Genomic DNA, 20694 nt, shown 5'->3' with positions numbered 1-20694 from the left:
CGGTCACAGTCGCTCGACGATCATCGCGTTCGCCTGACCACCTGCCTCGCACATCACCTGCAGGCCGTAGCGACCGCCGGTCTGTTCGAGGACGCCCAGCAGAGTGGTGGTCAGGCGCGCGCCGGATCCGCCCAGCGGATGGCCGATGGCGATGGCGCCGCCGTTCACGTTGACCTTCGCCAGATCGGCGCCGGTCTCGGCCTGCCAGGCCAGGACCACGCTCGCGAAGGCCTCGTTGACCTCGAAGGCGTCGATGTCCTCGATCCGGAGCCCGGCCCGAGCGAGAACCTTGCGGGTGGCCGGGATGATCCCGGTCAGCATCAGCACGGGGTCGTCGCCGACGACGGCGGTCGCGACCATCCTGGCGCGGGGAGTCAGCCCCAACCGGTTCGTCGCGGCTTCGCTCGCGACGAGGACTGCGGCGGATCCGTCGTTGACCGGTGAACTGTTGCCCGCCGTGACCTTCCAGTCGAGATCGGGGAATCGGGCGGCCCAGTCGTCGGTGCGGAACGCGAGCCGCAGCGCGGCCAGACTCTCCGGGGTGCTCTCTGGGCGAATGGTCTCGTCGGTCCGCAGTCCGGTGATGGGGGCGACCTCCGCGTCGAACCGACCCGCAGACCAGGCGGCAGCGGCGCGCCGATGCGATTCGGCGGCGAACTCGTCGAGGCTCCGCCGGGAGAGCCCCCAGCGGTCGGCGATGAGTTCGGCGCTGATGCCCTGCGGCACCAGAGCGTCGCCGTAACGCGCGCCGACGGCCGGTCCGCGCCAATCACGACCCACCGACTGGCTGCCGATCGGGATACGGCTCATCGACTCGACACCGGAGGCGACCGCGATCTCGTACGCGCCGGCCTTCACGCCCTGCGCCGCGAAGTGAACGGCCTGCTGGCTCGAGCCGCACTGGCGGTCGACGGTGACGCCGGGTACCGACTCGGGATACCCCGCAGCGAGTGCCGCCCAGCGGGCGGTATCGCCCGACTGCTCACCGATCTGGGCGACCGCGCCCGAGATGACGTCGTCGATCTGGCCGGGGTCGATGCCGGTACGTTCGACGATCGCGCGGAGCGCATGGGCGTGCAGGTCGACGGGATGGATGTCGGCGTACGCGCCGGACGACTTGCCTTTGGCGACGGGGGTGCGGACGGCGTCGATGATGTATGCGTCGGTCATGAGGAGCTTCTTTCTCGGGCGGATGATCTTCAGGGGCCGGTCTCAGGCCGCGGCGGGGCGGCTGCGGATGAACAGGAACGCGGGGACGGCCGCGGCGAGCAGTACGGCACCCGCGACGAGCGTCCCGGAGTGGAAGGCTTCGGTGAACGCCTCGGGAACGGCCCGTTCGGCGGGCTCGGCGTCGGCCAGCCGTCGCGCGAGGGCCGTCGCGTACTGACTCGTGAGAACGGTGCCGAGCACCGCGGTCCCCAGGACGTTGCCGAGCTGACGGAACATGTTCACCGCCGAACTGGCCATGCCCGCCTGGCGATGCGACACGCTGATCATGGCGGCGGCGGTGGACGGGGCGATCAGCAGACCGCTGCCGATGCCCGCCACGATCAGCCCGGGCACCAGGGGGCCGAGTCCGGACTGCGGACCCGCGAGGAGGAACAGCAGGACTCCGACGGCCATCATGACCAGGCCCGCAGTGATCAGGACCTTGAACCCGAGCCTTCGGACGAGGCGGGCGGCCAGCGGGCTCACCACGACGAACGGGACGAACATGATCAGGATCCGCAGGCCGGCGCCGAGTGCGTCGGTCCCCTGAACTCGCTGCAGGTACAGCACCACCATCAGCGATCCGCCGGTGAATCCGAACATGGTCACCGCGGCCACGCCCATGACGCTGCTGAACGAGGCGGACCGGAACAGCCGGACGTCGAGCATGGGGTCGGTCCGGCGGAGCTCGTAGCGGACGAACGCGATCAGGGCGGCGCACGCCAGCACGTCGGCGGCCAGGATCACCGGCGACGAGTAGCCGCGAGACCGGCCCTCGATGATGCCGAACGTCAGGCTGCCGATGGCCACCGTCGCCAGGACGATGCCGACCGGGTCCAGGCGCCGGGACCGCTGACGGCTCTCCGGAATCACGGCGAGCGCTCCGATGAGGGTCGCGGCACCGAGGACCACATTGACCAGGAAGACGGCATGCCACGACCACGCGTCGATCAGCACGCCGGCGGCCACCGGTCCGACCGCGACGCCGACGCCGGAACTCGCCGCCCAGATCGACACCGCGCCGGTCCGCTCGGCTGGATCGGGGAAGAGTTCACTGATCGCCGAGAGACCTGCGGGCAGGACGCAGGCGCCGCCGAGGCCCATCACCGCCTGTGCGGCGATCAGCACGCCCGTCGACGGCGCCAGCACGGCGACGCCGCTGCCGAGGACGAATGCCGCGGCGCCGGCCATGAACACCGCGCGACGGCCGAACAGATCGGCCGCCGTGCCTGCGGCGAGGATGAACGTCGCGACGACGAGGCTGTACATGCTCGAAATCCACACCGTCGCGGTGGGTGAGGAGTGCAGGTCGCCGGCGATCGCGGAGAGGGCGCCGATCGTCGATGAGACGTTGATGAAGGTCATCATCGTGCCGACGCCGATGACGGCGAGCGCGAGGCGGCGGGCGCCCGGCCGGGCCGGCTCGGCTGATCGGGCGGGGCGGATGTCGAGGCCGCCGGGCAGTGTCCGACTCGTCATGGTCAGTCCTCCTCATCGATAAGCTGACTTCAATGAAGTGAAGTGAGCGTGATCAGAGTATGCTGACTTCAATCATGTGAAGTCAAGTGAGTGGGGTGGATTCGATGAGGATGGAAGAACGGCTCGCCGATCGTTCGACGTGGAGTGCTGTCGGGCGCTGCCCGATCGAGAAGGCGATGAAGCTCGTCGGCTCGCGCAACGCGATGCTGGTCCTGCGGGAGGCGCACTACGGCACCGCCAGATTCGACGACTTCGCGAAGCGGGTGGGGATGTCGCCGGCGACCACCTCGTCGAATCTCGCGGCACTCGTCGACGCCGGGCTGCTCGCGCGCAGGCCGTATCAGGACGAGGGCGCCCGGACTCGCGACGAGTACGTGTTGACTCCTGCGGGAACGGACCTGATGCCGGTCGTCTCGGGACTGTTCGAGTGGGGGAGCAGGTACGCGGGTGACCGCCCCGACGTCGAACTCGTGCACGCCGGCTGCGGTGAGCCGGTGCAGGTGCAGGTGACCTGCGCGGCCGGGCACGAACTGTCCTCGGATGACGTGGAGTTGCGTGTGCGTCGGTGAGGGTTAGGAGTTCTCGGCGCGGGAGTTCGCTGCTATAGACACCCGAGTTCATTGACAGTCCAGACGGACCGTGAAAATGTGAACGGCACCACTCAACGATGTGAGGAGCTGCCGGTCATGGCCTTCAACGGAACCGTCGTCCAGTACGAGGTGCGTGAGCACTGCGCGTACATCACCCTGAATCGTCCCGAGCGACTCAATGCGATCAATGCGGAGATGGGCGAGCAGATCGCCGCCGCCGTCGCCGAGGCGAACGCCGACGACGCGGTCCGAGTCATCGTGCTGCAAGGTGCCGGTCGTGCCTTCTGCGCCGGATACGACCTCAAGCTGTACGCCGAGGGCGGTGCCGAGCATCAAGGCGAGGTGTGGGACCCGATCCGCGACTTCCGCATGATGAAGACCAACACCGACCGCTTCTTCTCCTTGTGGCGGTCGGCCAAGCCGACCATTGCGAAGGTCCACGGCTACGCGGTGGCCGGCGGCAGTGACATCGCGCTGTCATGCGACTTGGTCGTGATGGCCGACGACGCGAAGATCGGTTACATGCCCGCGCGGATCTGGGGCTGCCCGACCACGGCGATGTGGGTGTACCGATTGGGTGCGGAGAAGGCCAAGCGGATGCTCCTCACCGGTGACACGATCGACGGCACGCAGGCCAAGGACTGGGGCCTGGTGATCGACGCGGTCCCGGAGTCGGAGCTCGACGCCGCCGTCGACCACCTGGTGCAGCGCATGTCCGGCGTGCCGACCAACCAGCTGGTGATGCAGAAGATGATGATCAACCAGGCCTACGACAACATGGGGCTTCAGAGCACGCAGAACATGGCGGTCCTCTTCGACGGCATCACCCGACATTCCCCGGAGGGGCGCTGGTTCGTCGACTTCGCGCAGAAGTACGGCTTCGGTGCGGCGGTCGAATGGCGCGACACCGGGCGCTTCATGCCGGACGGCGGTGGCGAGATCCCGACCGAGGACGAGATCGAGGCGATGCGTCGCGAACTCGACGCCCGCGATGCCGAACGGGGTTGAGTGATGGCACTGCTGACGACGTCGTTCTGGCCGGCGGACACCTCGGTCCCGGTTCTCCGGCAGTCGGTCGGCGACCTCCTGCGCGGAGCCGCCGCCGATGCGCCGACGCAGCCGGCTCTCATCTCGGTGGCACCCGGCCGTGACGCTCGGACGTGGACGTACCGCGAACTGCTCGACGACGCGGAACACGCGGCCGCGTGGTTGCTGGATCGCTTCGATCCCGGCGACGCGGTGGTCGTCTGGGCGCCGAACGTGCCGGAGTGGGTGGTCCTGCAGTACGGAGCAGCGCTGGCCGGACTGGTGCTGGTGACCGCGAATCCGGCGCTGCGCGGCGCGGAACTGCGGCATGTGCTGGCCAGCTCGCACGCCGCGGGAATCTTCTTCGTCGCGGACTTCCGCGGAACCGATATGGCCGCACTCCTGAACGACGTGCTGCCGCACGTCCCGAACGTGACAGAGCACGTCGATCTCGCGGACTGGCTCGATCACACGCGGCAGTGCGCTGTGCGTACGGACCTGCCGACGGTGGATCCGGAGTCGCCGACGCAGATCCAGTTCACCTCGGGCACCACTGGACCGGCCAAGCCCGCGGTGCTGAAGCACCTGTCGATGGTGTCGAACGCGGCCTACGTGAGAAGGCGATGCGGCGCGCCGTTCGGCGCGACGTATCTGACCGCCCTGCCGCTGTTCCACACCGCCGGGTGCGGGCTCGCGGGCATGGGGTCGGTTCACGAGCGGGCCACTCTCGTCCTCGGTGAGGTATTCGACCCCGCGACGCTGATCGCAGCGATCGACGACTACGACGTCGTCACCTTCGGCGGTGTGCCCGCGATGCTGCATGCCATGATCGGTCACCCCGCGATGGCCGAGGCCGACTTGAGTTCGCTCCGAATCGTGATGAGCGGTGGAGACATGGTGCCCGCCGATCTGGTGGCTGCCTGGATGCAGCGGTGTGGAGCCGCATCGAGTTCCGTCTACGGGCAGACTGAACTGAGTCCGATCGTGTGTCAGACCGCTCCCGACGACGCTCCGGCGGACAACCTCCGCACGGCCGGTCGGCCACTTCCGAACGTCGATGTCGCCATCCTGGAACCGGGCGGCTCGACGGTGTTGCCGATCGGGGCGGAAGGCGAGATCTGTGCGCGTGGCTACCAGGCGATGATCGGATATCTCGACCAGCCGGAGGCGACCGCCCGCGCGATTGACGCCGACGGTTGGGTGCGCACCGGCGATCTGGGACGAATGGACGACCGCGGCTACGTGACCGTCACTGGGCGGCTGAAGAATCTCATCATCCGCGGAGGCGAGAACATTCACCCGTTCGAGGTGGAGGAGACGATCGTGCCGCATCCCGCGGTCGCGAACGCGACGGTGATCGGGGTCCCGGACGAGCAGTGGGGCGAGACGGTCGCCGCGGTGCTGCAACTGGTCCCCGGTGCGGACGCGCCGTCGGCTGTCGAGCTCAAGACGCTGGTACGGGAACGCCTGTCGCCGCAGAAGACGCCCTCGGCGTGGTTCGTCACCGCGGAGCTCCCGGTGAACGCGATGGGCAAGCTCCAGCGCTTCCGGCTGCTCGAAGAGATCGATGCGGGTCGGTTGACGGTCCTGACTTAGAGTGGCTGACGTGGCCGGAGTGTCGAGAAAAGAGCAACGCGAGCGGACGCATCAGTTGCTGCTCGATGCCACGATGAGCTGTCTGGTCGAGTTCGGACACTCCGACACCACGACGCAGCGAATCCAGGACGAGGCAGGTGTCTCTCGCGGTGCGCTGCTTCATCATTTCGGTTCGAAGACGGAACTGCTGGTCGCGGCGATCCACCACATCGCCGACATCCGCGTGGCGAACATCGATGCGATGATCGCCGACCTCGGTGACGGTCCCGACGCGCTTCGAGACATGGTGACGGCGCTGCGTCAGGCGATGACCGGACCGCCCTTCCAGGCCGCTCTCGAGCTGTGGACGGCCTCGCGCACCGATCCGCAGTTGCGCGAGGCGCTGCTACCCGCCGAACGCCGGTTGGGGCAGCGGATCCGCGCGGTGTTCGACGAGCACTCCGGGATCTCGGATCCGAGGGACTCTGAGCTCGCCTTCGAGTCGTTGTTGGCGCTGATCCGCGGATTCGAGATCACCCGCAACATGCGGTCCGACCAGCGTGTCGCTGACCTGGTGATCGACGATTGGATTGCGCGGGCGTCTGCGATGCAGGACTGACCGGCAGCCGTCCGCGCGACGGCCGGTCGTCGACTGTCGAGTCATCGACCGTGGGGAACGACAAGTCGACACTTTTCTCGATGGAACCGATCCCGGCCCGGGTGCGTCTAATCAGGTATGGGGGACTCGGGGGAGATCGCGGCCTTTCTCGCCGCGAACGACGGCATCATCACCACCGATCAGGCACTGAGATTCGGTCTGACGCACGCGCATATCCGCGGACGCGTGCGCCGGGGCGAATGGTTCGCTCTGGCGCGCGGGCTCTATCGATCGGCCGCGAACGACTTCACCGAAGCCGCGATGGTGCGCGCGGTGGTCGTGGCGCATCGCGGAGTCGCCGATCGCACCACCGCGGCATGGTGGTTCGGGATGCTCGACGATCTGCCCGGTCCGATCACGCTCTCGTGTCGGTCGGAACGCCCGCCGCTGCGGTGGCCGGTCGGTGTGCATGCCACGCGGCGGCGCTACCGTCCGGAATCGCTGACCCGGGTCCGCGGGCTGCTCCTGACCCGCAAGCCGCTCACCGCGTTGATGGCGGCCGTCGACTTGGACGACGGCACGGTGTTCCTGGATCGGATGCTGCAGACCAGGCAGGTCGAGCTGCGCGACCTCGAGCGCGCGATCGACGACCATCCGGGCCATCGCGGCATCGCCGCCGCGCGGCGACTGGTCGCGATCGCGGGCTCGGACAGCGAGTCGGAGGCCGAGCGGCTGTTCGTGCGACTGCTCCGCCAGTGGCAGGTGACAGGGTGGGTGCAGCAGTTTCCGACGGGCCGCTGGCGACTGGACTTCGCCTGGCCGGAACAGCGCGTCGCGGTCGAGATCTCGGGGTGGGCGTTCCATCGACTTCCTCGTCGGCACCAGAACGACCTCGAGAAGGCGAACCACCTCGAGCGGGAGCAGTGGCGCGAACTGCAGTACAACTGGCACATGCTGGCCGCTGACCCGGCCGCCTGCATTCAGGAGGTCATCGACGTCCTGAACGACCGTGGTGCCGCTGTCGCGCTCGGATGAGATCCCGAAGACTGTCGAGGTATCGACCGTCACGATCAACGACACGACAGAGTTTCGCATCGGCCCGATGACGAACCCAGACGACGAAGGACGCCCCCGGCACCTGCCGGGGGCGTCCTTCGTCGTCTGGCGAGAGGTCAGTGCATCGCGACGGGCACAGACTGCTCGTCGGCACCCTCCACGACCATCTTCTTGCGGGGCAGGAAGAAGGCGGGGATCAGCGTCAGGACGACGAGGGCCGTCGCGACGATGAAGGTGTTCCCGTAGGTGGAGGCGATGTCCGAGATCACGCTCTGACCGGCGGCGCCGACGGCGGCGGGATCCTGCACGTTCACGCCGTTCTCGACCATCGCGCCTGCAGTCTTGGCGGGGTCGCCTCCCGCCTGCATGATGGCCCGCGACAGCGGCATCAACATGGTGGTGAAGATGACCGTGATGACGGCGGTGCCGATGGACGACGAGGTCTGCTGAATCGCGTTCATCAGCGTCGAACCGTCGGCGATCTCCGGTCCGCGCAGGGTCGCCAGCGACGCCGACATGATCGGCATCATCGTCATGCCCATGCCGAGGCCCTGGACGAACAGTGCACCGCACAGGAACCAGTACGAGGTGTCGGTGCCGAGCGTGATGAACGCCGCGACGCCGATGGCGATCAGCACCAGGCCGCTGAGCACGAACTTGCCGGGGCCGATCTTGTCGGTCATCTTGCCCGCGATGGGCATGGTCAGCATCGCGCCCAGGCCCTGCGGCGCGAGCAGCAGACCGGCCATCAGGGTCGACTCGCCGCGCACCACGATGAAGTACTGCGGGTACAGCAGCGAGGCGCCGAAGAATGCGATTGCGAACAGCGACATGGTGATCACCGAGACGCGCAGTGTCGAGTTGCGGAACAGGCGCAGGTCGAGCAGCGGATTGGTGGTCCGGAAGGCGTGCCAGATGAAGCCCGCGATCAGGACCGCGCCGATGATCATCGGGATGTAGACGCGCGGCGCGTTGAAGGTCTGCTCCTCGGCGCTCGACGAGACGCCGAACAGGAACAGGGCCAGGCCCGGCGACAGCATGAGCAGGCCGGGGACATCGATCTTCTTACCCGGTTCCTCGTCGCCGCCCGGCAGCGCGAAGAAGGCGTACACCAGCGCGATCACGCCGATCGGGACGTTGATCAGGAACACCCAGTGCCACGAAGCGATCTCGATCAGCCAGCCGCCGAGGATCGGGCCCGCGATGGGGCCGAGCAGCATCGGGATGCCCAGCACGGCCATCACCGAGCCGACGCGCTCCGGACCTGCGGCGCGGGTCATGATCATCATGCCGATGGGCATGAGGAGACCGCCGCCGAAGCCCTGGATCACGCGGAACGCGACCAGTGAGCCGATGTTCCAGGCCATCGCACAGAGGACGGATCCGACGAGGAACAGCACCAGCGAGGCCATGTAGACGCGTTTGGTGCCGAACCGCGACGCGGCCCAGCTGGCGGTCGGGATCACGGCTGCGAGGGCGAGGGTGTAGCCGGTCATCGACCACGCGGCGCTGGCCGACGAGGTGTCGAACTCGGTCATGAAGGTGGGCTGGGCCACGGCGACGACGGTCACGTCGAGGATCGACATGATCGCGCCGAGCACGACGACGCCGGCGACGATGAAGACGTCGCGCCCCAGCTTGTCGCTCGCGGCTCCCGGCGGGGAGTTGGTCATCAGGTTCTCTCTTCTCAGTTCGTCAGGAGTGAGCGGTGTTCGGGGTGGTGGGCAGCGATTCGAGCGCCGCAGACAGGGCCGCGGACAACTGGCCGCGGACGTCGCTCGGCAGGTCGCCGACGATCCCCGCGAGATCGTCGTCCCGCATCCGGAACTTGGACGCGATCAGTTCGCGGCCCTGTTCGGACAGGGAGAGCCGTTTCACGCGACGGTCGCACTCGTCTTCTCGCCGGACGACGAGATCGAGCACCACGAGCCGGTCGGCGCCGCGACCGGCCGCGGCGAGCGACAGGCCGACGGCTTCGGCCAACTCGTTCACCGACAGATCGTGGTCGGACCGCGACAGGACCATCAGCATGCGGAGCTGCGAGAGGGTCATGTCGGTAGCGGCCACTCGGTCGACGGTGCTGCAGGAGGCGCGTGCCGCGACCCGCTCGAGAAACGACACCAGCGCACGGGTGCAGGACTCGACGGAAGTTTCGGATTCGGACACCTGAAAGAACTTACGCACGCGCAATTATTGCTGCAACGCAATAACTGGTGACTTTCCTCACCGGCGTTTAGCATGTGGGACATGGGTCACTCCAACATCAAAGACATCCCTGTTCACGCCCTCGACGGAAGCGATTTCAGCCTTGCCGGACTGCCCGGACCGCTGCTGGTCGTCAACGTCGCGTCGAAGTGCGGACTCACCCCGCAGTACACCGCGCTCGAGCAGTTGCAGAAGGACTACGGGCCGCGTGGACTGACGGTCGTCGGTGTTCCGTGCAACCAGTTCATGGGTCAGGAACCGGGCAGTGCCGAGGAGATCGCCACCTTCTGCTCCACGAACTACGGCGTCACCTTCCCGTTGCTGGAGAAGACCGATGTGAACGGGGCGGACCGTCATCCGCTGTACGCGGCGCTCACCGAGACCCCCGACGCGGACGGTGAATCCGGTGACATCCAATGGAATTTCGAGAAGTTCCTCGTCGCGGCCGACGGCAGCGTTGCGGGGCGGTTCCGTCCCCGGACCGAACCGAATGCTCCGGAAGTGATCACGGCCATCGAGGCAGCGCTCAGCTAGGGCTGCTCTGCCAGGTAGAGTGGGCGCGTAAACCGTCCGTCCCATCGGGACGGATTTCAAGACCATCGGTGTGAGGAGCGGTGCCCGAATGGCGCGTGTAGTGGTCGATGTGATGCCCAAGGCCGAGATCCTGGACCCGCAGGGCCAGGCCATCGTCGGAGCGCTGGGTCGCCTGGGCTTCGGGGGCGTCGCAGACGTCCGTCAGGGCAAGCGGTTCGAGTTGGAGGTCGACGGCACCGTCGACGACGCCGCGCTCGAGCGGATCGCCGAAGAACTCCTGACCAACACGGTCATCGAGAACTTCAACGTCACACGCGTCGCGGAGTAGGGATATGACTGCTCGTATCGGAGTCATCACCTTCCCCGGAACGCTGGACGACGTCGACGCGGCTCGCGCGGTCAACGCCGCGGGCGGCGAGGCGGTGAGCCTGTGGCACGGCGACGCCGACCTCAAGGGCGTCGACGCGGTAGTCGTGCCCGGCGGTTTCTCGTACGGCGACTACCTGCGCTGCGGTGCGATCGCCAAGTTCGCCCCGGTGATGGGCGAAGTGGTCGCGGCGGCCGAGCACGGCATGCCGGTGCTGGGCATCTGCAACGGTTTCCAGATCCTCTGCGAGGCCGGACTGCTGCCCGGTGCGCTGGCGCGCAACGAGGGCCTGCACTTCATCTGCCGCGATCAGTGGCTGCGCGTGGAGTCGAACACGACCGCGTGGACCTCGCGCTATGAGGTCGGCGCGGAGATCCTGATCCCGCTGAAGTCGGGCGAGGGTCGCTACGTCGCCTCCCAGCGGACGCTCGAAGAGCTCAAGGGCGAGGGCCGGATCGCGTTCACCTACGCCGGTGACAATCCGAACGGATCGTCGCTCGACATCGCTGGCATCGCCAGCGCCAACGGCCGGGTCGTCGGTCTGATGCCGCATCCCGAGCACGCCACCGAGGCGCTCACCGGACCCAGCGACGACGGGCTCGGACTCTTCTACTCGGCACTGGACGCGGTGCTCGCGTCCGTGTGATGACGGCGCACACTTCTGCGACGGCGGCGGGGCTCGGTGAATTCATCGACGCCTCGCCGTCGCCGTTTCACGTCTGCGAGACGGTGGTGGCGACTCTCGACGCGGCCGGCTACGCGCGGCTGTCGGAGACGGACGGTTGGCCGGATCAGCGCGGTGCGACCGGGAAGCACTATGTGGTGCGCGGCGGTTCGATCATCGCCTGGAACGCCGAGGCGGTAGCGGGCGATCTGCGATTCCGGATCGTCGGCGGCCACACCGACAGCCCCAATCTGCGCGTCAAGCAGAATCCGGATCGGACGTCGGCCGGGCTGGCGACCGTCGCCCTCGAGCCGTACGGCGGCGCCTGGCTGAACTCCTGGCTGGACCGCGATCTGGGGCTGTCGGGCCGGTTGGCCTACGACGACGCGGGGGCCGTCGCCTTCCGGCTGGTCCGGATCGACGAGCCGATCCTGCGTGTGCCGCAGCTGGCGATCCATCTGTCGGAGGATCGCAAGGGTGTGCATCTCGATCCGCAGCGGCACGTCGACGGGATCCGCGGGGTCGGTGAAGCCGAGCCGCTGCTGTCGTTTGTGGCGGGTCGAGCCGGAGTCGACCCCGACGCGGTGCTGGGTTGGGAACTGATGACGCACGATGTCGCGCCGTCCCGGATCATCGGTGCCGCAGGCGATCTGCTGAGCGCGCCGCGCCTCGACAATCAGGGGACCTGCTATGCCGGGCTGCGTGCCCTGCTCGACGCGGAGCCGAGCGGCGGCGTCGCGATGCTCGCGCTGTTCGACCACGAGGAGGTCGGCTCCGGCTCGGAGCGCGGCGCGTCGTCGGACTTCCTGGTGACGGTGTGCGAGCGGATCGTCGCTGCCCGCGGCGGAGGCCGTGACGAGTTCCTCCGCGCGATGGCGGCGAGTGTCTGCGTGTCGGGCGACATGGCGCATGCCACGCATCCGAACTATCCGGATCGTCATGAGCCGTCCCACCGGATCGCGGTGAACGGCGGCCCAGTGCTGAAGGTGAATCAGAATCTTCGGTACGCCTCCGATGCGATCGGCGAGGCCGAGTTCGCCCTAGCGTGCCGGGACGCCGACGTCCCGCTGCAGCGCTACATCCACCGAGCGGATCTGCCGTGCGGTTCGACGATCGGGCCGCTCACTGCGACTCGAACCGGGCTGTTGACCGTCGACGTCGGTGCGCCGCAGCTCGCGATGCACAGTTGCCGCGAGTTGATGGGCACCGACGACGTCGCCATGTACTCGGCCGCACTCGCCGCGTTCCTGCGGAGATAGGTCCGGTCGCCGACCCGGCTGACTCGTTGGTTGAGCGAGCGCAGCGAGTCGAAACCGCCGTGCGATGAGGCAGGGTCTCCAGCCTCGGGTCGCGGGGGGTTTCGACTCGCTGCGCTCGCTCAACCAACGGGTGTGGCTCGCACAACCAGCGACGGCGGGAATCAGCGCAGTCCGGCTTCGACCACCGCAGTGAACGGTGTCGCGGGCTTGCCGCGCAGGTCGGCGAGGTCGGTCGAGTCGGAGTCGAGGGCGCCCTTGCCCGCGCCGGCGTCGGAGTCCGCGAGGACGGCGGCGAAGGGCGCGGGAACTCCGGCTGCGGTGAGCGCCGCGGCGTAATCGGACTCGGGCAGATCCCGATACGACACCGGGCGGCCGCTGGCGGCGGCGAACGTCGCGGCGACGTCGGTGTAGGTGAGTCGCTCCTCGCCCGCGAGTTCGTACACGCTCCCCGCAGGTGCCGAGATCAGTGCTGCCGCAGCGGCGTCCGCGAAGTCGGCCCGAGCGGCCGGTGCGACCACGCCGTCGCCCGCGCTGCCCGCGAAGACACCGGACTCGACCGCCGGTGCCAGTGACTGTGTGTAGTTCTCCGAATACCAACCGTTCCGAAGCAGCACCACGTCGAGGTCGCTCTCGGCCAGCAGCCGCTCGGTCTCGACGTGCTCGCGGGCCAGGATCAGCGGGGACGAGTCGGCGCGCAGGATGCTCGTGTAGGCGATGAGTCCTACGCCCGCGTCCTTGGCTGCCTGGATCACGTTGGTGTGCTGGGGAAGCCGCTGTCCGACCTCGGAACCGGAGACCAGCAGCAGCTTGTCGACGCCGTCGAGCGCCGATCGCAGGGCCGCTGAATCGGCGTAGTCGGCGACGCGGACGGTCACGCCCGCGGCCTTCAACGCGTCGGCCTTCGACTCGTCGCGGACCACGGCGACGATGTCGGACGGTGCGACACCGCGGTCGATCAGGGAGTCGATCGCGCCGCCGCCGAGTCCGCCGGTCGCGCCTGTCACTGCGTAAGTGGTCATGTTCGGGTCCTCTCGTCGCTGCCGCCGGCGATCGGCGGTCCGCGTTGGATGCTTCCCAATCAGAGTGCACTTACTAAAAGTAATGTGCAAGTGTGAGAGTAAGCACATGCGTTTCGCGGGAGTATGCTGATCCCATGTCCGAGATGCCCCAGGCCGACGTCGATCCGACCCTCGAGGCCGACGTCTTCTCGCGCAACTGCTCGTCGCGCGAGATCCTCCAGAACGTCACCAGTCGGTGGGGGCTGCTCGCACTGGTCGCCCTGCTCGACGGCGAACTGCGGTTCAATGCGCTGCGCCGCAGGGTGGACGGGGTCAGCGAGCGAATGCTGTCGGTGACGCTGCAGTCGCTCGAGAGGGACGGCTACGTACGCCGCGAGATGCTGCAGGCGATCCCGCCGCGAGTGGAGTATTCGCTCACCGAGTCGGGACGGCAGGTCGCGGTGCTGCTCGCCGGGCTGATCGACCTCGTCGAAGGCCAGGTCGGATCGGTGGACGGGGCGCGTCAGGAGTACGACGCGCGCTGAACAGAGGCGCTGTCAGTTCGGCCGCAGTGCCGTCAGCGTGGTGCCCTGCTGCAGCACCAGATAGCCGTCGACGTCCGTGGCGGTGCCGAGGAGACTGCGGTTCCACAGCTGTGCGCCCGAGTCGATGCTGTAGGCGGTGAGCTGGTTCGGGTTCGCGAACACGGCGACGTCGCCGGATGCGCCGACGCAGCTCGACGAGTCGATGGCGGAGTCGGGGTCGTCGAGCGAGGGCGGCGGCATCGCGCCGCGCCGGGTGCCGTCGGCGAGGTCGAAGAACACGCGAGAGCGATCCTTGCGGGCCACTGAGAACACGGCTCCGCAGGGCCGCGCGTTCGCCTTCGAAAGCTGGGGGTCGCCGATCTGCCAGAGACCGCTGCCCGTCGCCGGGTCGACGATCTCGTAGTGTCCCGCCGCCTCGAGCGAGGATCCCTCGCCCGCCGCAGTGAGTACCGGCAGCGTCGACGGCCCTCGGATCACGCGCATGCGCGCGGCGGTTCCGGCGGGCTGCTGGGCGACGTCGTCGCCGGCGATCGGGTACATCGCGACGGATTCGGCGCCGAGCGCTGTGCGCGTCACCGCGAGGCCCGTCGAGTAGACGTCGACCGTGCACGACGAGCACGCCACGCGGTCGGTGCCGTCGGCCGGTGCGATGACGAAATGTGCGTCGTCGGAGGTGTCGACGAGCAGCGAGCCCCCGGCTCTGCGCAGCTTGGCCGCACCGGCGAACGTCCGGCTCCACCGGACCTCGCCGGACGGCGATCGCAGACTGACCTGGTAGCCGGTCTGGTTGACGTGGACGAAGTCGGACCCCAGTCCGAGCAGGGCGGCGGTGTCGTCCCCGTCGGCAGTTCGTGTGAGGTCGCCGGAGTCGCGATCGACGAGGTAGAAGCCGTTCTCCGGGCCGTCGATGCGCAGGCGCACGGCGCAGCCGATCTGGTGACGGTCGTTGACGGCGCATGCGCCGAAGCCGGCATTCACCGGCGCGTTCCACCGGGGCTCGCCTGAGCGTGCATCGACCAGCAGGTATTGGTGCCTGATGCCTGCGGGGTAGGAGATCAGCCAGTCGTCGCCGTCGGTCGCCGCAACGGTGACGGGCCCGGTGACGCCGGGCAGCACGGCGTCGTCGAGGATCCACGCCTCCGACGGTTCCGCCGTGTACGACCGCAGGACGCCCGCGGCGGAGGTGTCGGCCGCCGGCTCGGGCGTGCCGCTCAGCACGGCTCCTGCGGTGATGACGAGAGCGATCGCGCCGACGGCGGCGACGGCGGCCATGCCCGGGCGAGGGCGACCGGTGGAACGAATCGGCATGCGGTCAGTCAACCATGCTCACCGACGCCCTCCGCGGCTCACCGCGCGGGCAGCGGGGCGGCGCCGCGGGCACGGAGCAGGAGCGTCATCTGCCCGATCTCGTCGCCCTGATCGGAGATCATCGCCAGGGCGAGTCGCTTGGTCGCCGGGGACGCCAGATCGGAATTCTGCGCGGCGGTCGCCATCTCGATGCCGCCCCGGTGATGCCGGATCATCAGCTGCAGGAAGAGGACTTCCGCCGCCGCGCCGTGCGCTTCGGCGAGCCGTCCGATCTCATCGGTGCTCGCCAGCCCCGGCATCGGAGGTTCGTCGGACGACGCGGTCGTCGTGCCGTGGTCGTGGCCACCGGGATGCATCCACGACATCGGGACGCCCGACGTCGGCGGCAGGCCGAACCAGTCGAGCCAGCCGCGGAGGGTCGCGGCCTCGGCGGACTGCGCGGCGGCGATCCGATCGGCGAGTCCCCGGATCTCCGGCGCGACGTCTGTTCCGAGAGTGCGGGCGATCAGGATCGCCTGGTCGTGGTGGACGCCCATGTCCTGCGCGAAGCCGATGTCGACGGGTCGGGGTTCATGGGAGCCCTGGTCGGCCCGCCGGCTCTCCCAGGCCACGCCTGCGAAGACGCCGAGCGCGACCAGGAGCAGGGCGAGTCCGACGGCACAGGCCACTGTCGCGAGACGCCCAGTCATCCGGAGGTCGAGCGTTGGTCGGCGGGCGGGGTGTAGACGGACGGACTCAGCCCGAGCGCGTAGAAGCCGCCGTCGGCGCACGTCGTCCAGAGTTGACTGCCGTGGAACTCCGGCGGTGAGAAGCACCAGTCGGTCGACATGTCACCACCCACCAGCATTCCCGAGCGCGGTCCGAGCATATCGGTGAGCTTGACCTTCCCGTTCACGATCGACATTCCCAGACTGAGGAACTCGATGGCCGGGACGCCGAGGATCGATCCCATCACGTGCGGTGAGTTCGGGAGGTCGACGATTGTGGCGTTCTTCTGTGCGGGCGGATTGAAGTACCCGATCTCCCGGATCTTCTTCAGGTTCCGGATGTCGAAGACCCGAATGCCCGACGACTCCCACGAACAGGCCAGCGCGGTCGGCTCGACGGGTCGGTCCACGGCGCAATAGTGCGGGTTGCTGCTGAAGATGCTGCCGCCCATCGACGACCGAAGGTTGGTGTCGAGGTTCTCCGGCAGGTTGATCTCGAGCTTGATCTGAGCGACATAGCGGGGCTTGTCGACCTTGGTCACGTCGAAGACCTTGACGCCGCCCGAGCCGGCCTCGTCGGCGGTGACGATGTGCGGCCGTCCGTCGATCGTGACCGGGATGGAGTGCTGATTGATCTGTCCGTCGGGCCAGAAGTACGCGGCCACGCGCGGGACCTGCGGATACGGTGTGCGTCGCTGGACGGCGCTGATGTCGAGCACGGTGACGCCCAAGCCGTTCGAGATGTACATCCGGTCGCCGTCGGGCGAGATCCCGAACCCGTGTCCGATGACGCTGTTGAGGCCCTGCCAGATGACTCGCGGCCGCGCCGGGTCGGCGATGTCGATGGCGCTGAGGTGGCCGGGCGCGATCCCGGACGCCCAGTACGTCCGGCCGTCGGGTGAGAATCCGCCCTCGTGCGAGGTGAACGGCAGCGGGGTCGCGGTACCGGGGCCGGTGTTGAGCAGCCGGGGATGCTCGCAGTCGGAGATGTCGTACACCGAGAAGAATCCGCCGCCCCAGAGCAACGGAACCGACGTGGCGGCGAGCAGCTTCCGTGCTCGGTTGACCTTCAAGGTCTCCCAGGTGCCGCCCAGGGTGGCGGGTGAGGCGAGCGACCCGACGACCTTCGGCTTCGCGGGGTCCGAGGCGTCGACGACCTGGACACCGGGCTGACGGACGAGAGCATTGCCCGGGAACATGGTGCCGGTGTAGCTGCAGTGATCGAAGGTGGCCGAGACGATGCCGCCACCGCCGGCGCGGACGTTGCCGATCTCGGTGATGTTGCAGTGGTAGCCGCGTCGCGAGCGTCCGGAGTCGCGGTCTTCGGCGCTGACGTCGCCTTGGAGGCCCTTCTCGGGCTGCGACCCCGGCGCGCACGAGGCCGGCCTCGGCACGGCGACGTCGGAGATATCGGGGAAGACGTGCGTCTGAGCGTCGGCTCGGGGAGCGGTGATCGTCGAGGCGATCAGGGCGACGGTGAGCATCACGACGAGCGTCGGGGTGAACGCCGCCCGGCGTGCCGGGATAGGACGATTCGCCATCTCTGCACACCTCTCGGTCATGAGCGGGTCGAATGGCCAGACGCTAGCATCCTGCGCTCATGAAGGAATTGATTCGCGGGAATCGGGTCGATCCGGCCTCCGGATGTCCGGGGTCCGGAGGCCGTTCGCTCAGGGCGTATCCGGCCGGGAACATTGCCCTTGAGCGCTGCGTTGTCAACCACAGAACCCCGCCGCGGTCCCGGGCCCTCGCCCGAGGACGGGAGTAACGGCCGCTTTGTCTTCGTCGACCACTAGAGTGAAGGCAGGGCTGGTCGCCGAGCACGTCACACCGCGCGTGGCAGCGGCCGGGGCGCAAGCAATAGAGGGAGAACAATGTTCGAACGGTTCACCGACCGCGCACGCCGGGTTGTCGTCCTGGCGCAGGAAGAAGCGCGGATGCTCAACCACAACTACATCGGTACCGAGCACATCCTCCTGGGTCTCATCCACGAGGGTGAGGGCGTCGCCGCCAAGGCGCTCGAATCGCTCGGCATCTCGCTGGAGGCTGTGCGCAGCCAGGTGGAGGAGATCATCGGACAGGGCCAGCAGGCGCCGTCCGGTCACATTCCGTTCACTCCGCGTGCCAAGAAGGTGCTGGAGCTCAGCCTGCGCGAGGCACTGCAGCTGGGCCACAACTACATCGGCACCGAGCACATCCTGCTCGGCCTGATCCGCGAGGGCGAAGGCGTCGCGGCTCAGGTGCTGGTGAAGCTCGGTGCCGACCTGAACAAGGTGCGCCAGCAGGTCATCCAGCTGCTGTCGGGTTACCAGGGCAAGGAGCCCGCGGAAGCGGGGACCGGCGCGCGGTCGTCCGAGGCGGGCACGCCGTCGACGTCACTGGTCCTGGATCAGTTCGGCCGAAATCTCACGACCGCCGCGAGCGAGGGCAAACTCGACCCGGTCATCGGCCGGGAGAAAGAGATCGAGCGGGTCATGCAGGTCCTCTCGCGACGCACCAAGAACAACCCGGTGCTGATCGGCGAGCCCGGTGTCGGCAAGACCGCTGTCGTCGAGGGACTGGCGCAGGCGATCGTCAACGGCAACGTCCCCGAGACCCTCAAGGACAAGCAGCTCTACACCCTCGACCTCGGGTCGCTGGTGGCGGGCAGCCGGTACCGCGGTGACTTCGAGGAGCGCCTCAAGAAGGTGCTCAAGGAGATCAACACCCGCGGCGACATCATCCTGTTCATCGACGAGCTGCATCAGCTGGTCGGTGCCGGTGCGGCCGAGGGCGCGATCGACGCCGCCAGCATCCTGAAGCCGAAGCTGGCCCGCGGCGAGCTGCAGACCATCGGTGCCACGACCCTCGACGAGTACCGCAAGTACATCGAGAAGGACGCCGCGCTGGAGCGCCGCTTCCAGCCGGTCCAGGTCGGCGAGCCGTCGGTGGAGCACACCATCGAGATCCTCAAGGGCCTGCGCGACCGCTACGAGCAGCACCACAAGGTGTCGATCACCGATGGCGCGCTCGCGGCGGCGGCGACCCTCGCGGATCGCTACATCAACGACCGCTTCCTGCCGGACAAGGCCATCGACCTGATCGACGAGGCCGGCGCCCGGATGCGCATCCGCCGGATGACCGCACCGCCAGACCTGCGCGAGTTCGACGATCGCATCGCCGACGCGCGCAAGGAGAAGGAATCGGCGATCGACGCCCAGGACTTCGAGAAGGCGGCCAGCCTCCGAGACAAGGAGAAGCAGCTGGTCGGTGAGCGTGCCGAGCGCGAGAAGCAGTGGCGTGCGGGCGACCTCGACGTCGTGGCCGAGGTCAACGACGAGGAGATCGCCGAGGTCCTCGGCAATTGGACCGGCATCCCGGTGTTCAAGCTCACCGAGGAGGAGACCACCCGTCTGCTCCGCATGGAGGACGAGCTGCACAAGCGGATCATCGGTCAGCAGGACGCCGTCGCGGCCGTCTCGCGGGCGATCCGTCGCACGCGTGCCGGTCTCAAGGATCCGAAGCGCCCGTCGGGCTCGTTCATCTTCGCCGGCCCGTCCGGTGTCGGTAAGACCGAGCTGTCGAAGGCGCTCGCGAACTTCCTGTTCGGCGAGGACGACGCGCTCATCCAGATCGACATGGGCGAGTTCCACGATCGCTTCACCGCATCGCGGTTGTTCGGTGCGCCTCCCGGGTACGTCGGCTACGACGAGGGCGGCCAGCTCACCGAGAAGGTGCGGCGCAAGCCGTTCTCGGTGGTCCTGTTCGACGAGATCGAGAAGGCCCACCCGGAGATCTACAACACCCTGTTGCAGGTCCTCGAGGACGGTCGTCTCACCGACGGTCAGGGTCGTACGGTCGACTTCAAGAACACCGTGCTGATCTTCACGTCGAACCTGGGCACGTCCGATATCTCCAAGGCCGTCGGCATGGGCTTCAGCAAGGACGACGGTCGCGGCTCCAATTACGACCGGATGAAGCAGAAGGTCAACGACGAGCTGAAGAAGCACTTCCGCCCCGAGTTCCTCAACCGCATCGACGACATCATCGTCTTCCACCAGCTGACGCAGGACGAGATCATCCAGATGGTCGACCTGATGATCGGCCGCGTCGAAGCGCAGTTGAAGAACAAGGACATGGATCTGGAGCTGACCGAGAAGGCTAAGAACCTCCTCGCGAAGCGCGGATTCGATCCGGTTCTGGGTGCACGGCCGCTGCGCCGCACCATCCAGCGTGAGATCGAGGATCAGCTGTCGGAGAAGATCCTGTTCGAGGAGATCAAGGCCGGCCAGATCGTCGTCATCGACGTCGAGGGCTGGGACGGTGAAGGAGCGGGCGAGGACGCGACGTTCACGTTCACCGGCTCCGACCGTCCGCGCGCGGTCCCGGACGCTCCGGAGGAGCTGACGCAGACCGCCGACGGCGAAGCAGGCTGATCGAACCGGACTGAACTGCACTGAGCGCCGGCCGCCATCGGGAGAGATCCCGGTGGCGGCCGGCGCTTTCGTCGTAGGTCGAAGCGCTGTTCGAGCGACGCCGCCCTGCCCCGTTGGTTGAGCCCGGATCCATCGATTGTTGGGGTGGCGGCTCGGGGA

General features: G+C 67.9%; 19 protein-coding genes. 11 read left to right on the top strand and 8 right to left on the bottom strand.

Translation table 11 applies throughout. The features are described from left to right. Window positions 1-3 precede the first annotated feature (3 nt). Together SCNU_RS13555 and SCNU_RS13550 are read right to left on the bottom strand one after the other, a co-directional pair. A complete protein-coding gene (locus SCNU_RS13555; RefSeq protein WP_009679949.1) occupies window positions 4-1170 on the bottom strand; it encodes a thiolase family protein in 1167 nt (388 codons plus the stop codon). Window positions 1171-1212: 42 nt separating this feature from the next. Then, entirely contained in the window at window positions 1213-2688 is a 1476-nt protein-coding gene (locus SCNU_RS13550; RefSeq protein ID WP_009679948.1) for an MFS transporter, read from the bottom strand. A 110-nt stretch (window positions 2689-2798) separates the two neighbouring features. Between SCNU_RS13550 and SCNU_RS13545 the strand changes: the two genes are divergently transcribed. The 5 genes from SCNU_RS13545 (at window position 2799) to SCNU_RS13525 (ending at window position 7512) form a co-directional block, all read left to right on the top strand. Beyond that, window positions 2799-3257 carry a winged helix-turn-helix transcriptional regulator gene (locus tag SCNU_RS13545; protein ID WP_009679947.1) on the top strand — a complete coding sequence of 153 codons (459 nt, stop codon included), beginning with the start codon at window positions 2799-2801 and terminating at the stop codon, window positions 3255-3257. Window positions 3258-3374: 117 nt separating this feature from the next. Then, entirely contained in the window at window positions 3375-4286 is a 912-nt protein-coding gene (locus SCNU_RS13540) for a crotonase/enoyl-CoA hydratase family protein (RefSeq protein ID WP_009679946.1), read from the top strand. Window positions 4287-4289: 3 nt separating this feature from the next. Beyond that, window positions 4290-5900 (top strand): class I adenylate-forming enzyme family protein, encoded by a 1611-nt coding sequence (locus SCNU_RS13535; RefSeq protein ID WP_009679945.1) that lies wholly within the window; start codon window positions 4290-4292, stop codon window positions 5898-5900. 10 nt (window positions 5901-5910) lie between these two features. Further along, window positions 5911-6498, top strand: coding sequence for a TetR/AcrR family transcriptional regulator (locus SCNU_RS13530; RefSeq protein WP_139026011.1), 588 nt, complete (start codon window positions 5911-5913; stop codon window positions 6496-6498). Window positions 6499-6615: 117 nt separating this feature from the next. After that, window positions 6616-7512, top strand: coding sequence for a type IV toxin-antitoxin system AbiEi family antitoxin domain-containing protein (locus tag SCNU_RS13525; protein ID WP_009679943.1), 897 nt, complete (start codon window positions 6616-6618; stop codon window positions 7510-7512). A gap of 137 nt (window positions 7513-7649) precedes the next feature. Here SCNU_RS13525 and SCNU_RS13520 read toward each other — a convergent pair whose 3' ends face one another. Both SCNU_RS13520 and SCNU_RS13515 read right to left on the bottom strand, forming a co-directional pair. Continuing rightward, window positions 7650-9206, bottom strand: a complete 1557-nt coding sequence (locus SCNU_RS13520; protein WP_009679942.1) for a DHA2 family efflux MFS transporter permease subunit — start codon at window positions 9204-9206, stop codon at window positions 7650-7652. A 22-nt stretch (window positions 9207-9228) separates the two neighbouring features. Then, window positions 9229-9699 carry a MarR family winged helix-turn-helix transcriptional regulator gene (locus SCNU_RS13515; RefSeq protein WP_040518477.1) on the bottom strand — a complete coding sequence of 157 codons (471 nt, stop codon included), beginning with the start codon at window positions 9697-9699 and terminating at the stop codon, window positions 9229-9231. Between the two features lie 72 nt (window positions 9700-9771). On the opposite strand from SCNU_RS13515, the gene SCNU_RS13510 reads away from it, so the two are divergent. From SCNU_RS13510 to SCNU_RS13495, 4 genes are all read left to right on the top strand, one after another. Further along, window positions 9772-10272: a glutathione peroxidase gene (locus tag SCNU_RS13510; RefSeq protein ID WP_009679940.1), complete on the top strand. Its 501-nt coding sequence runs from the start codon at window positions 9772-9774 to the stop codon at window positions 10270-10272. 88 nt (window positions 10273-10360) lie between these two features. Then, on the top strand, window positions 10361-10600 hold the full coding sequence (gene purS / locus SCNU_RS13505) for a phosphoribosylformylglycinamidine synthase subunit PurS (RefSeq protein WP_009679939.1): 240 nt from the start codon (window positions 10361-10363) through the stop codon (window positions 10598-10600). A gap of 4 nt (window positions 10601-10604) precedes the next feature. After that, window positions 10605-11285, top strand: a complete 681-nt coding sequence (purQ, locus tag SCNU_RS13500; RefSeq protein WP_009679938.1) for a phosphoribosylformylglycinamidine synthase subunit PurQ — start codon at window positions 10605-10607, stop codon at window positions 11283-11285. Further along, window positions 11285-12562 carry a M18 family aminopeptidase gene (locus SCNU_RS13495; protein WP_009679937.1) on the top strand — a complete coding sequence of 426 codons (1278 nt, stop codon included), beginning with the start codon at window positions 11285-11287 and terminating at the stop codon, window positions 12560-12562. The genes purQ and SCNU_RS13495 overlap by 1 nt, the downstream gene beginning before the upstream one ends. 161 nt (window positions 12563-12723) lie before the next feature. On the opposite strand, the gene SCNU_RS13490 is transcribed toward SCNU_RS13495, so the two are convergent. Next, complete coding sequence (locus tag SCNU_RS13490) at window positions 12724-13581, bottom strand: NmrA family NAD(P)-binding protein (RefSeq protein WP_009679936.1); 858 nt, start codon at window positions 13579-13581, stop codon at window positions 12724-12726. A gap of 134 nt (window positions 13582-13715) precedes the next feature. Here SCNU_RS13490 and SCNU_RS13485 point away from each other — a divergent pair, with 134 nt between their 5' ends. Next, window positions 13716-14105 carry a winged helix-turn-helix transcriptional regulator gene (locus SCNU_RS13485; RefSeq protein ID WP_009679935.1) on the top strand — a complete coding sequence of 130 codons (390 nt, stop codon included), beginning with the start codon at window positions 13716-13718 and terminating at the stop codon, window positions 14103-14105. Between the two features lie 12 nt (window positions 14106-14117). On the opposite strand, the gene SCNU_RS13480 is transcribed toward SCNU_RS13485, so the two are convergent. The 3 genes from SCNU_RS13480 to SCNU_RS13470 are packed head-to-tail and all read right to left on the bottom strand — an operon-like array spanning window position 14118 to window position 17604. Next, window positions 14118-15413: a PQQ-binding-like beta-propeller repeat protein gene (locus SCNU_RS13480; protein ID WP_009679934.1), complete on the bottom strand. Its 1296-nt coding sequence runs from the start codon at window positions 15411-15413 to the stop codon at window positions 14118-14120. A 38-nt stretch (window positions 15414-15451) separates the two neighbouring features. Continuing rightward, entirely contained in the window at window positions 15452-16102 is a 651-nt protein-coding gene (locus SCNU_RS13475) for a DUF305 domain-containing protein (protein ID WP_040518457.1), read from the bottom strand. Beyond that, window positions 16099-17604: an LVIVD repeat-containing protein gene (locus SCNU_RS13470; protein ID WP_040518476.1), complete on the bottom strand. Its 1506-nt coding sequence runs from the start codon at window positions 17602-17604 to the stop codon at window positions 16099-16101. The genes SCNU_RS13475 and SCNU_RS13470 overlap by 4 nt, the downstream gene beginning before the upstream one ends. Before the next feature lie 390 nt (window positions 17605-17994). Between SCNU_RS13470 and SCNU_RS13465 the strand changes: the two genes are divergently transcribed. Next, the gene (locus SCNU_RS13465) at window positions 17995-20535 is read left to right on the top strand and encodes an ATP-dependent Clp protease ATP-binding subunit (RefSeq protein ID WP_009679931.1); all 2541 of its coding nucleotides are present in this window, start codon (window positions 17995-17997) and stop codon (window positions 20533-20535) included. Window positions 20536-20694: the final 159 nt, after the last annotated feature.

Origin of the sequence: Gordonia neofelifaecis NRRL B-59395 (assembly GCF_000192435.1) — a bacterium.
Lineage (GTDB): Bacteria > Actinomycetota > Actinomycetes > Mycobacteriales > Mycobacteriaceae > Gordonia > Gordonia neofelifaecis.
Note: the sequence above shows the minus strand (reverse complement) of the source record. Positions and strands in the feature narration are given on the sequence as shown.